At 73.8% G+C, this 11,636-nt stretch carries 11 protein-coding genes; 3 read left to right on the top strand and 8 right to left on the bottom strand.

The window, feature by feature from the left end:
* Positions 1–104: 104 nt before the first annotated feature.
* The gene (locus ACWGB8_RS35730) at positions 105–773 is read right to left on the bottom strand and encodes a GntR family transcriptional regulator (RefSeq protein WP_452217828.1); all 669 of its coding nucleotides are present in this window, start codon (positions 771–773) and stop codon (positions 105–107) included.
* Here ACWGB8_RS35730 and ACWGB8_RS35725 point away from each other — a divergent pair.
* Entirely contained in the window at positions 745–2,151 is a 1,407-nt protein-coding gene (locus tag ACWGB8_RS35725; protein WP_452217827.1) for an extracellular solute-binding protein, read from the top strand. The genes ACWGB8_RS35730 and ACWGB8_RS35725 overlap by 29 nt on opposite strands.
* 59 nt (positions 2,152–2,210) lie before the next feature.
* Here the strand turns inward: ACWGB8_RS35725 and ACWGB8_RS35720 are convergent, their stop codons facing one another.
* From ACWGB8_RS35720 to ACWGB8_RS35700, 5 genes are all read right to left on the bottom strand, one after another.
* Complete coding sequence (locus ACWGB8_RS35720) at positions 2,211–3,026, bottom strand: DeoR/GlpR family DNA-binding transcription regulator (RefSeq protein WP_452217826.1); 816 nt, start codon at positions 3,024–3,026, stop codon at positions 2,211–2,213.
* A 57-nt stretch (positions 3,027–3,083) separates the two neighbouring features.
* Positions 3,084–4,172, bottom strand: a complete 1,089-nt coding sequence (locus tag ACWGB8_RS35715) for a glycerate kinase (RefSeq protein WP_452217825.1) — start codon at positions 4,170–4,172, stop codon at positions 3,084–3,086.
* On the bottom strand, positions 4,169–5,005 hold the full coding sequence (locus ACWGB8_RS35710; protein ID WP_452217824.1) for a sugar phosphate isomerase/epimerase family protein: 837 nt from the start codon (positions 5,003–5,005) through the stop codon (positions 4,169–4,171). Before ACWGB8_RS35710 ends, ACWGB8_RS35715 begins: the two co-directional genes overlap by 4 nt.
* Positions 5,006–5,141: 136 nt before the next feature.
* Positions 5,142–6,290, bottom strand: coding sequence for a dihydrodipicolinate synthase family protein (locus ACWGB8_RS35705; protein ID WP_452217823.1), 1,149 nt, complete (start codon positions 6,288–6,290; stop codon positions 5,142–5,144).
* A gap of 43 nt (positions 6,291–6,333) precedes the next feature.
* Complete coding sequence (locus tag ACWGB8_RS35700; protein ID WP_452217822.1) at positions 6,334–7,485, bottom strand: Gfo/Idh/MocA family protein; 1,152 nt, start codon at positions 7,483–7,485, stop codon at positions 6,334–6,336.
* 122 nt (positions 7,486–7,607) lie between these two features.
* Here ACWGB8_RS35700 and ACWGB8_RS35695 point away from each other — a divergent pair, with 122 nt between their 5' ends.
* Complete coding sequence (locus tag ACWGB8_RS35695) at positions 7,608–8,630, top strand: LacI family DNA-binding transcriptional regulator (protein ID WP_452217821.1); 1,023 nt, start codon at positions 7,608–7,610, stop codon at positions 8,628–8,630.
* A gap of 168 nt (positions 8,631–8,798) precedes the next feature.
* On the opposite strand, the gene ACWGB8_RS35690 is transcribed toward ACWGB8_RS35695, so the two are convergent.
* Together ACWGB8_RS35690 and ACWGB8_RS35685 are read right to left on the bottom strand one after the other, a co-directional pair.
* A complete protein-coding gene (locus ACWGB8_RS35690) occupies positions 8,799–9,755 on the bottom strand; it encodes a carbohydrate binding domain-containing protein (RefSeq protein ID WP_452217820.1) in 957 nt (318 codons plus the stop codon).
* A 126-nt stretch (positions 9,756–9,881) separates the two neighbouring features.
* Positions 9,882–10,799, bottom strand: a complete 918-nt coding sequence (locus ACWGB8_RS35685) for a right-handed parallel beta-helix repeat-containing protein (protein ID WP_452217819.1) — start codon at positions 10,797–10,799, stop codon at positions 9,882–9,884.
* A 346-nt stretch (positions 10,800–11,145) separates the two neighbouring features.
* On the opposite strand from ACWGB8_RS35685, the gene ACWGB8_RS35680 reads away from it, so the two are divergent.
* Complete coding sequence (locus ACWGB8_RS35680) at positions 11,146–11,586, top strand: hypothetical protein (protein WP_452217818.1); 441 nt, start codon at positions 11,146–11,148, stop codon at positions 11,584–11,586.
* Positions 11,587–11,636 lie beyond the last annotated feature (50 nt).

Here is an 11,636-nt window from a genome sequence, read left to right as displayed (position 1 = left end):
CGATCACCTCGCGCGCCGCCGCTGCGTCGTCCCGGCCGTAACCCCGCCCCGCCCCGCCCCCGCCCGGCAGGCGTGCCACCGGCCGGGGGCGCGCCCGGGAGGGGTCAGTCCTCCTGCTCGACCTCGTGCGCCGCCTGGGAGCTGATGTGGGCGCGTGCCGCGTCGGCCGCCGCCTGCGGATCGCGCCGGCCCAGCGCCGCGATGATGGCGTCGTGCTCGTCCACGACCGAGCGCCAGTTCCGCTCGCCGAGCGGCGCGGTGATCCGGTAGCGGCGGATGGTCATGAGCAGTTGCTCGGTCAGGTCGCCGAGGATCCGGTAGCCGGCCGCCTCCGCGAGGAGGTGGTGGAAGCGGGAGTTCAGCTCGGCCATCTCGCCGGTGGCCCCGCGCTCCAGCGCCTCGCGCATCCTCCCCTGGACGTGGCCCAGTTCGGCGAGCTGCCGGTCGTCGACCCGCTGGGCGGCGAGTTCGGCGACCAGCGCCTCGATCGCCTCGCGGGCCAGGAAGACGCCGCGCATCTCGGTGACGTCGATACCGGCCACCGTGACCCCCGCGTGCACGCGGGAGACCAGCAGCCCGTCCGACTCCAGCCGCTTCACGGCCTCGCGGATCGGGATCTTGCTGACCCCGAAGCTCCTGGCGAGCTCGTCCATGTTGATCCGCTCGCCGGGCTTGAGGTCCCCCTGGGCGATGGCGCTGCGCAGGCTCTCGTAGGCGAGATCGGCCTTGCTCTTCACGGCGGGGATGCGCTCCGCCCAGTTGCCCTGTCCCATCCGTTCATCGTATGCGATATCTCCCCCGCGCGGACCCCCTGTGCCACACCCGTCTCCACCGCCCCCGACCAGCAGGTTTGTCCGGTTTTGCCGAACAGTCCTGCCAGTCCATATTTCGTATACTATATTCGCAGCTGTCGACCTGAGACGCCCCCTCGGTCGGCGTGCGGGCGCCGCCCGGGCCGGGCGCGCACGTCCGCCACCAGCCGAGGAGTCCCGATGCCTCGCATCCCCGCCGCGCTCCTGCCCGAGACCTCCCACCCGGCGGTCCCGGCGCGGTTCCACCAGTGCGAGCTCGCCGGCGACGACCGGGCCCCGGGCCGGCTGCGCGCCTGGGTCACCGCCCTGCTCGCCGACTGGCAGCTCGGCCGCCTCGCCGACGACCTCGCCCTGGTCGCCACCGAGCTCGCGACCAACGCGGTGCGCCACGGCGGCACCGCAGCCCGCGCCACCCTCGCACTGTCCGGCCCGGACGGCGGGCCCCGGCCGCCTCTACGGCGCCCCGCTGTACTTCGACGTCAACGTCCTGCTCTACCGCAAGGACATCCTGCAGAAGTACGGCTTCACCGACCCGCCCCGCACCTGGGACGAGCTGAAGTCCACCGCCGCCGCCATCAGCAGCCGCTCCGCCGCGTCCGGCAGGAAGGTCGCGGGCTGGCAGTTCAAGGGCATGGACGACCACCCCAACGCCATCAACCCCACCTGGGAGAGCTTCCTCTGCCAGGCCGGCGGCTCGCTCACCTCGCCCGACTTCAGGACCTCCACCCAGAACACCGACGCCGGGCGCACCGCGATGGCCTACATGAAGTCCTTCTACACGGACCGGATCTCCACCCCCGGTCCCAGCGCGCTGGGCGGCTTCATCGAGGGCGAGGTCGCGATGTTCTCCTTCTATCAGAGCGTCATCTCCGACATCGCCGCCGGGAACCAGAAGACCAACGGCAAGTGGGCCGTCGCCCCGATGCCCGTCGGGCCGAAGAGCGGCTGCTCGGCGGTCGGCGGCCACAGCCTGGTCGCCCGCGCGGGCCTGCGGGACCCGGGAGCCGCCGGTACGTTCATGCGCTGGCTGGCCTCCCCCGAACGCAGCACGCAGTTCATGGAGTTCCACGCCATCTTCCCGTACGACACGGCGAAGGTGGCGCGCGGGACGAAGGTCGTGGTCGACTCCTTCTACCACGCGGACCCCAGCTGGGCCGCGATCATGACCCAGTTCGACCGCAGCACCCCCGACCTGCTGCTCCAGAATCGCCACGCCTTCGCCACCCGCTGGGAGGCCCAGAAGTCCGACGTACCCGCCGGCATCGACGGGCGCACCCCCGTCGACCAGGTGCTGCGCGGCATCGACGGCAAGGTCGACAAGGCCCTGGGCGCGGGCTGACCGCGCCCCGTGGCCGAACAGGCCCGGTGCGACGCGCAGCAGCGTCGCACCGGGCCTGTTCACCCCACCCCCGCCCGGCCGCCGGGGCCGGCGACGAGGAGTTCGCCGACCCGGCCGGCCAGGACCGACCTGGCCTCCTCCGGCATGCCCGCGTCAGTGACGAAGCAGCTCACCTGGTCGAGGCCCGCGAAGCCGCTCAGCCCGATCGTGCCCCACTTGGTGTGGTCGGCCGCCACGACGAGGCGGCGGGCCCGGGCGACGAAGGCCCGGTTCGTCTGGGCCTCGGCCAGGCCGGGCGAGGTCAGCCCCTCCGCCTCGGTGACACCGTGGGCGCCGACGATCAACTGGTCGGCGTAGAGCAGGGCGATCGTGCGCTCGGCCACCGGGCCGACCAGGGCCTGCGAACGCGTCGCGCTGCCGCCCGTCAGCAGGACGACCGGCGAGTCCGCATCCGACGCGCCCCTGGTCCGCACGAACTGTTCGATCGGGAGCGAGTTGGTGATCACGGTCAGGTCCGGAATGCCCAGCAGCCGCTTCGCCACCTCGTAGGTCGTGGTGCCGCCGCCGAGGGCGACGACGCTCCCGGGTCGTACGAGGGCCGCTGCGGCATCGGCGATGTCCGCCTTGGCATCGGACTTTAGGGAGGCCTTCGCGTCGAACCCGGGTTCGGCGGAGCTCCCGAAGGAGACGACCGCCCCACCGTGGACCTTCTCCACCATGCCGCGCCGCACCAGCACCTCCAGATCGCGGCGGACGGTCATGTCCGAGACGCCGAACGTCGCCACGAGGTCCGAGACCCGGACGGCGCCCTCCCGCCGGAGCGCTTCGACGATCAGGGCACGGCGCTGCTGCGCCATCAGTCCGTGGTCGGCCATGAGGCCTCCTCCCGCTTCTTCGGCCCGCGCGACGGGACCGGCCCGTGCGCGGGTGGCTCAGTCGACCGCCGGCCCGGCATCGCGGGCCAGCCGGGCGCCGGCGCGGACGAGCCAGTGGTCGGCCCGGCGCCGGGCGTCGTCGCCGTCCCCGGCCAGCGAGACCAGGGTGAGCGCCCGGTCGTCGGCGGACTCCCCGGCGACCACCCGCACCGGCGTCCCGGCCCGCCCGGCGCGGGCGATCACCTCGCCGACCGCCTTGCCGAGCAGGCTGGTGCCGTCGAACCTGCCCTCGCCGGTGACGACGAGATCGGCCCCGGCCAGGGCCGCATCCAGGCCGAGCAGGTCGGCGACGGCCGCCGCGCCGGGCGCGATGCGCGCACCCCAGGCGGCGGCCAGGCCGTACGCGGTGCCGCCGGCCGCACCCGCGCCGGGCTGCTGCGGGTCGCCGCCCAGCAGGCCCGCGAAGCGGCGCAGGCCGCGCTCCAGCAGGGCGGCCTCGGCCGGCCCGGCGCCCTTCTGCGGGCCGTACACCGCCGCCGCTCCGCTCGGGCCGAGCAGCGGGTTGACGACGTCGGTGAGCAGCCGGACGCCGCCCGCCGGGGCGGGGCGCAGCCGGGTGCGGTCGACCGCCGCGGCGATGGCGAGCGCGCCGCCGCCGTCGGGCAGCGGGCTGCCGGACGGTCCCTGGACGCGCAGTCCCAGGGCGGCGAGGAGGCCGGCGCCGCCGTCGGTGGAGGCGGAGCCGCCGAGGGCGACGGTGAGTCCGCTCGCTCCGGCGTCCAGGGCGGCGGCGACCGCCTCGCCGGTGCCGCGGGTGGTGGCGGTGAGCGGGGCGAGGCCCCGGGCCATCAGCGGGAGTCCGCTGGCGGTGGCGAGCTCGACCAGCGCGGTGCCGTCCGGGAGGAGGGCGTAGCGGCCGGTGACGGGTCCGCCGTCCGGTCCGGTGCAGTGCGGGACGTCGTGCACGGTGGTGCCGGGGCGGGCGGCGGCCACGGCGTCGAGGGTGCCCTCGCCGCCGTCGGCCATCGGCAGCGTCAGGAGCTCGTCGTCGGGCCGCACGGACCGCCAGCCGTCGGCCAGGGCGCGGGCGGCGTCGGCGGCGGTGATGCTGCCCTTGAAGGAGTCGGGCGCGAGGACGATTCTCACGCCGCGGCCACGTGGCTGAGGTGGCGTTCGACGAGGGTGCGCAGGGTCTGCTCGCCGGGGGTGTCCCAGATCTGCTGGTTGAAGATCTCGACCTCGATCCAGCCGGTGTAGCCGGCGGCGTCCACCGCGGCGGTGAGGGCGCGGAAGTCGATCCGGCCGTCGCCGACGTGGCCGCGGCCGAGGAGGGCGTCGGCGGGCAGCGGCAGGGTCCAGTCGCAGACCTGGTAGGAGGCGATCCGGCCGCTGCTCCCGGCGCGGGCGATCTGCTCGGCGAGCTGCGGGTCCCACCAGACGTGGTAGCTGTCGACGACGACGCCGACCTGGGCGGCGGGGTGGGGCTCGGCGAGGTCGAGGGCCTGGGCGAGGGTGGAGATCACGGCCCGGTCCGCGCAGAACATCGGGTGCAGCGGCTCCAGCGCCAGGCGGACGCCGAGGTCGCCGGCGTGCGGGGCGAGTTCGGCGAGCATGTCGGCGACGGCGGCGCGGGCGCCGGGGAGGTCGCGGCTGCCGTCAGGGAGGCCGCCGACCACCATGACCAGGGTGTCGGTGCCGAGTTCGGCGGCCTCCTCGATCGCCTGGAGGTTGTCGGCGAGCGCGGCCCGGCGCTCGTCGGGGCCGGTCGCGGTGAGGAAGCCGCCCCTGCAGAGGCTGCTGACGGCGAGTCCGGCGTCCCGGCAGAGCTTGGCGGAGCGGGCGAGGCCGGTTTCGGCGACCTTGTCCCGCCAGAGGCCGATGGCGGGGATGCCGGCGTCGGCGCAGCCGCGGACGGCCTCCGGGAGGGTCCACCGCTTGGTGGTGATCTGGTTGAGCGACAGGCGGGCGAGTCCGGTCACGGCGCCGGGCTCCTTTCGGGCGGGAGGGCGGAAGCGGAAGGGTTCTCAGGGTCGGGGCACGGGCGGCACCGGGCGGGGTGGGTGGCCGCCCCTGGGGCAGGGCCGGGGCGGCCACCGGGGTGTTACGGGGCCCGGGTCAGCCGGTCGGTGCCGCGACGGCGAGCAGGCGTCGCATGCGGTCGGCCGCGAGGTCGGGGTCGGGCAGTACGCCGGCCGCGTCGGCGAGCCGGAACAGCTCGACCAGGTGGGTCAGCGAGCGCCCGCTCTGGGCTCCGCCCACCATGGTGAAGTGGTCCTGGTGCCCGGCGAGCCACGCCAGGAAGACGACGCCGGTCTTGTAGTGGCAGGTCGGCGCGGCGAACAGGTGGCGGGCCAGCGGCAGGGTGGGGGCGAACAGGGCGTCGTACCGGTCGAGGTCACCCGCGTCCAGGGCGTGCAGGGCCGCGGCGGCGACCGCGGCGATCGGGTCGAACACGCCCAGCAGGGCGTCGCTGTGGCCGAGTTCGTCGCCGCGGATGAGCTGCGGGTAGTGGAAGTCGTCGCCGGTGTAGAGGCGGACGCCGGCGGGCAGGGCGCGGCGCAGGGCGATCTCCCGTTCGGCGTCCAGAAGGGAGACCTTGATGCCGTCGATCCGGTCGGCGTGCTCGTGGATCAGGGTCAGGACGGTGGCGGTGGCCTCGTCGAGGTCGGCGGAGCCCCAGTAGCCGGCGAGGGCCGGGTCGAACATCTCGCCCAGCCAGTGCAGGACGACCGGGTGCCGGGACTGCTTGATGAGGTGGTCGTAGACCCGCAGGTAGTCGTCGGCCCCGCGCGCTCCGGCGGCCAGGGCGCGGCTGGCCATCAGGATCGGCCGGGCGCCGGCGTCCTCGACGACGGCGAGCTGCTCCTCGTAGGCGGAGACGATCGTTTCGACGGTGTGGGTGCCGGGGGCGAGCTGGTCGGTGCCGACGCCGCAGGCGAGCAGGCCGCCGGCGGCGCGGGCCTCGGCGCCCGAGCAGGTGATGAGTTCGCGGGTGGCGGGCCAGTCGAGGCCCATGCCGCGCTGGGCGGTGTCCATGGCGTCGGCGACGCCGAGGCCGAGGGACCAGAGGTGGCGGCGGAACGCGAGGGTGGCCTCCCAGTCGACGGCGGCGGGGGCGCCGGGCGCGTTCCCGCCCAGCGGGTCGGCGACGACGTGGGCGGCGGCGTACGCGATGCGGGAGGCCGGGGGCTTCGGGTGGGCGGGCAGGTCGGCGGGGGCGCTCATCCGGTGGCGGCCGTGGCCGGGCAGGTCGATGTCGGTCATGGTGTCAGCGCAATCGGTCGGTGGGTGCGGGGCCGGGACGGCCTCAGAGGGCGAGGTCGGGGACGGTGATGCGGCGGCCCTCGCGGGCGGAGCGCAGGCCGAGTTCGGCGAGCTGGACGCCCTTGGCGCCTTCGAGGAGGTCCCAGTGGTAGGGGGCGCCGGTCGCCACGTGGCGCAGGAACAGCTCCCACTGGATCTTGAAGCCGTTGTCGAAGTCGCCGTTGTCCGGCACCTGCTGCCACTGGTCGCGGAAGGACTCGGTGACCGGCAGGTCGGGGTTCCAGACCGGCTTGGGGGTGGCGGCGCGGTGCTGGAAGCGGCAGTTGCGCAGGCCGGCGACGGCGCTGCCCTCGGTGCCGTCGACCTGGAACTCGACCAGTTCGTCGCGGTCCACGCGCACGGCCCAGGAGGAGTTGATCTGGGCGGTGATGCCGCCCTCCAGCTCGAAGACGCCGTACGCCGCGTCGTCCGCCGTCGCCTGGTACGGGCGGCCCTGCTCGTCGACCCGGGTGGGGATGTGGGTGGCGGTGTGGGCGTAGACGGAGCGGACGGGGGCGATGACGTTGTCCAGGACGTAGCGCCAGTGCGGGAACATGTCGAGGACCATGCCGCCGCCGTCCTGGGCGCGGTAGTTCCAGGACGGGCGCTGGGCGTGCTGCCAGTCGCCCTCGAAGACCCAGTAGCCGAACTCGCCGCGCACGGAGAGGATCCGGCCGAAGAAGCCGCCGTCCACGAGCCGCTTGAGCTTGAGCAGGCCCGGGAGGAAGAGCTTGTCCTGCACGGCGCCGTTGCACACCCCGGCGGCGCGGGCGAGGGCGGCCAGTTCGATCGCCGAGGCGAGGGACTCGGCGGTCGGCTTCTCGGTGTAGACGTGCTTGCCGGCGGCGATCGCGGTGCGCAGCGCGGCCTCGCGGGCGGTGGTGACCTGGGCGTCGAAGTAGATCTCGGCGAGCGGGTGGGCGAGGGCCTCGTCCAGGGAGGTGGTCCAGTGGGCGAGGCCGTGCCGGTCGGCGAGGTCCTTGAGCTTGTGGGCGCTGCGGCCGACCAGGATCGGCTCGGGCCACAGCACCTCGCCGTCGCCGAGCGGGAGGCCGCCCTGCTCACGGATGGCGAGGATCGAGCGGACGAGGTGCTGGCGGTAGCCCATCCGGCCGGTGACGCCGTTCATGACGATGCCGAGGGTTCTGCGGGGCATTTCGGTTTCCTCCGGTGCTGCGACAGGGTGTGGGAGATTCTTGGTAAGCGCTTACCGCGATGTACGTTACGAGCATGCCGAACCCGAGGTCAACCACCCGCACCACCCGCTCCCGGGGAGCCGTGACCCTGCAGCGCGTCGCCGAGCACGCCGGCGTCTCGATCGCCACGGCCTCCCGGGTGCTGCACGGCGGGCCCCGCGTGGTGGGCGAGGAACTGCGCCGCAAGGTGGAGGGGGCCGCCCGGGAACTCGGCTACGTGTCCAACGCCCCCGCGCAGGCCCTCGCGCGCTCCTCGACCTCGGTGGTCGGCCTGATCGTGCACGACATCGCGGACCCGTACTTCGCCGCGATCGCCTCCGGCGCCATGCGCGCCGCCAAGCGGCACAAGCTGATGGTCATGATCGCGGCCACCCTCGGGGACCCTGAGCTGGAGATCGAGTACGTGCGCAGCCTGCGGGCTCAGCGGGCGCGTGCGCTGGTGGTCGCGGGCAGCGGGGTCGTCGACGAGGACCTCACCGCGCGGTTCACGGCCGAGGTCGCGGCGTTCCGAGCGGACGGCGGGCAGGTGGCGTGCATCGGCGAACGGGGCGTCGAGCCGTTCGTCGCCCTCGACCACGCCGGGGGCGCCGAGCGCGCGGCGACCGAGCTGTGGCGGCTCGGCCACCGCCGCATCGGCGTGGTCGCGGGGCCGCGCGAGCTGCTCACCGTCCGCCGGCGCCTCGACGGGGTCCGGGCCGCCTGGTCGCGGCTCGGCGGCGGGCTCCCGGACGACCGGGTGGTGTTCGGCGCGTTCACCCGCGCCGGCGGCCGGGACGCGGCGCTCGACCTGCTGGCGGGCGACCCCGGCATCACCGCGGTGCTCGCACTCAACGACGTGATGGCGGCCGGGGTGCTGACGGCGGTGCAGGACGACCTCGGGCGCGCCGTCCCGGACGAGGTCTCGGTCGTCGGCTTCGACGACGTGCCGTTCGCGGTGGACCTCCGCCCCTCGCTGACCACCGTGCGGCTGCCGCTGGAGGAGGCCGGGGAGCGCGCCGTCCAGCTGATCGCCGACGGGGTGGCGCCGACGCGCCAGGCCCCGCTGGGGGTGGCCCTGGTGGCCCGCAGCAGCACGTCCGCGCTCGGCGGGGCGGGTACGGACTGACGCCGGGGCGCCCGGCCCGCCGGCGGACGGCGGGTCGGGCGGGATCCGCGGGGCCGGGTCGACAGGCTCGCGGGAAAGCGTTTACCGCTGGTCGGCGGCGGAAGGCGGTGAAGCCCGGCGCCGGACCCGTGGGGGTGGCCCGGCGCCGGGTGCGGGAAGGGACCGGTGTCAGTCCGCGAGGACGGTGAGGTCGTCGCACCAGCCGTGGCCGGTGCCGCTGCGGGCGTAGCAGTAGATCTTGGCGGTGGTGGCGTCCGGGCCGGTGGTGAAGGTGGTGGACCTCTTCGTGAAGGAGGTGCCGGTGAACACGGTGCTGGTGGAGCCGGCGGCGGCGTACTGCTTGGCGCCGAGGGAGAGTTCGGTGCCGCTCGCCGAGACCTTGCCCCAACCGCTGAGCGTGTAGGTGGTGTTGGGCTTGACCTGGATGATCTGCTCGGCGGCGGCCTGGGCGGGGCCGACCTTCACGGCGCGGTCGCCGCCGTGCTTGGTCGAGGTGTCGAGGGTGACGCCGCCGTAGCTGGTCCACGGGTTGAGGGCGGTGTTCTCGAAGCCCGAGTTGCGCACGAGGTTGACCGGCGTGCAGGTGCCGTCGTCGAACGCCGCCGCCTGGTGGAAGCCGCGGTCGGGGCGGCAGACCTGCGGGACGGCGTTGCCGAAGTAGTCCTGGCTGCCGAGGTTGGGGATCGCGGTGCCGGTGCCGCGGACCGGGGAGGTCGCGCTCAGCCGGTAGTCGGCCGGGCTGCTGCCGCCGGCGTTGACGAACTGCGGGTCGTAGGTCTTCTTCTCCGGGTCGGCCGGCTCGTTGGCCGGGTGGTGCCCGAAGAAGGTGTTCGCGGCCCAGGTGAAGTTCTCCGGCCGGTAGGTCTTGCCGGGCATGGCGCCGTAGCCGCCGGTGCCGAGGTTGTGGAAGACGTTGTTGGTCAGCCGGACCTTCGTCGTGCCGTAGCCGTCCTCGATGATTTTGGCCGTGGAGCCGGTCGGCAGGTAGACGGTGTTGTGGTAGATGTCGGCGCTCAGCTCGCCGGAGGCCGTCAGCCAGCGGCCCTTGTCGTGGTGGCTGAGGTTGTAGCGGACGACGGTGCCGGTCGTCTCGGACTCGGAGCCGCAGTCACCACAGAAGAGCATGAAGCCGCCCTCGTTGTGGTGGCTGTGGTTGAACTGGAAGACGGCCCGGTTGTTGCCGTAGTCGGAGTCGAACGCGTGGCCGTCCCCGTTGTCCGCGAGCCTGCGGACGTGGTGGACCTCGTTGTACTAGATCAGTGCGTCGTCCGAATTGATCGCCCAGATACCGACGTTGGCACCCATCGGGCGCATCGCGATGTCGTACACGTGGTTGCGCTCGACCAGGCCGCCGGTGGAGGCCCGCAGGACGATGCCGTCGCCGCCGGTGTTGTTGACGGTGTTGCCGCGGAAGACGATCCCGGTGCTCCCCTTCCAGTTGTTCTTGCCCGCGCAGCCGTCGGTGGTGCCGTACTCGGGGCGGCACATCCAGGTGGAGCGGTTGGTCAGGCCCTCGCGGTCGACGTTGCTGATCCGCGAGTTCTGCACCACGGCGTCGTCGAAGCGGGTGGGGGTGGTGGTGCCGGAGACGCGGAACTGGATGCCGTTGGACCACTTGGTGGCATCACCGTTCACGTCGTGCACGGACACGTCGTCGACCAGGTAGTGGGTGCCGACGCCGTCGGGCAGATCGGCGATCTCCACGAGCAGGCCGTTGCGCTCGCGCTTGGTGGTGCCGGTGTCCCGGAAGGTGATCTCCAGGTCGCGGATCTCCCACTGCTCGACGTTGAACAGGTGGACGGCGGCCTTCTCGCCGGTGGCGGCGTTCCCGGCGACCACCGGGCGGGCGGTGCCGGTGCCGTAGGCGGCGAGGGTGATCGGGGCTCCGGCCGTACCGGAGCCCTGCGGCTTGAGGGTGCCGGTGCAGGTCGCGCCGCGCTTGAGGAGCAGCCGGTCGCCGGGCTGGAGGACGTGCGCGTTGGCGGAGGCCAGCGAGTTCCACGGGGCCGCCTGGCTGCCGTCGCCGTCCGTGGCGGCCGAGCAGTCCAGGTAGCGGGCGGTGCCCGCGGAGGTCGTGGCGGCCCCGGCGGAGGGAACCGCCGGAGCAGCGAGCGCGGACGCGGTGACCGCGACGATCACGGCGCGTCCGAGGGTGGGGGGAAGGTGCATGTGGGACTCCCGAGGTGGGGGAGGTGGAGGGAGTGGGCGCCCGCCCGCACCTTAGGACGGCCGTCTGATCACGTCAATGCGTTGCGATCAATAGAGCGCCTATTCGATCGAACGATCAGATCTCAGTCATGTGCCTTGACCCCTGCACGGGCCTCCCACCTCTGCGTTCCGCCCCAACGGGCAGTGACACAGCGTGCCCCTACCCAGGGGTATCGGTGACCGGTGGTGAGGATGGGTACGGGCCCGTATTGAATACCCATCGATCGGGCGCGTGTGCTGGAGGCACGGCGAAGGGGCGGGCACGGAAGCCGGCTCCCCCACCACCCCATCGGCAGCAGGTGACACCATGTACAGCACTTCCGACCGGACCACCGCCGTCCCCGCGGCACCGAACGCTGCGATCTACCTCCGCTGCTACCCGTTCGACCGGACGGCGATGGAGTGCCACTGCCGGGCCCTGGAGGACCTGGCCGCGGACCTGCGGCTGCCGGAACCGCTGCACTACTTGGACAACGGACTGCGCAGGGCCGACGGCCTGCCGGCCCTGGACGGGCTGCTGCGGGGCGTCGCCGCGGGCTGGATCGGAACGGTCCTGGTCCCGGGACTCTTCGTCTTCTCCCTCGACGAGGCCGAGGCCCGCTCGGTGGCCGACCTGCTGGAGGCCCACGGCTGCCGGGTGGTCGAACTGCCCTCCCGCGACGAGCGCAGCCGCCCGCCCGCCGCCCGCCCGCAGACGGCGGGGCGGCAGCCCGCGCGGACGCTCCTGCGCGAAGTGACGGCCGTGTGACGGTCGGCCCGACTCGTACCCGGCCGCGCCCGGCAGACCCCCGCCGCACC

This window comes from Kitasatospora sp. NPDC054939, from assembly GCF_053610105.1.
Note: the sequence above shows the minus strand (reverse complement) of the source record. Positions and strands in the feature narration are given on the sequence as shown.

Excerpts from the sequence above, each read along its gene's own strand:
- ACWGB8_RS35725 (WP_452217827.1), top strand. The coding sequence starts at position 745 with ATGCGCTCCGCCCAGTTGCCCTGTCCCATCCGTTCATCGTATGCGATA.
- ACWGB8_RS35690 (WP_452217820.1), bottom strand. The coding sequence starts at position 9,755 with ATGCTCTTCTGTGGTGACTGCGGCTCCGAGTCCGAGACGACCGGCACC.
- ACWGB8_RS35705 (WP_452217823.1), bottom strand. The coding sequence starts at position 6,290 with ATGACCGACATCGACCTGCCCGGCCACGGCCGCCACCGGATGAGCGCC.
- ACWGB8_RS35680 (WP_452217818.1), top strand. The coding sequence starts at position 11,146 with ATGTACAGCACTTCCGACCGGACCACCGCCGTCCCCGCGGCACCGAAC.
- ACWGB8_RS35685 (WP_452217819.1), bottom strand. The coding sequence starts at position 10,799 with ATGCACCTTCCCCCCACCCTCGGACGCGCCGTGATCGTCGCGGTCACC.
- ACWGB8_RS35720 (WP_452217826.1), bottom strand. The coding sequence starts at position 3,026 with ATGGCCGACCACGGACTGATGGCGCAGCAGCGCCGTGCCCTGATCGTC.
- ACWGB8_RS35700 (WP_452217822.1), bottom strand. The coding sequence starts at position 7,485 with ATGCCCCGCAGAACCCTCGGCATCGTCATGAACGGCGTCACCGGCCGG.
- ACWGB8_RS35730 (WP_452217828.1), bottom strand. The coding sequence starts at position 773 with ATGGGACAGGGCAACTGGGCGGAGCGCATCCCCGCCGTGAAGAGCAAG.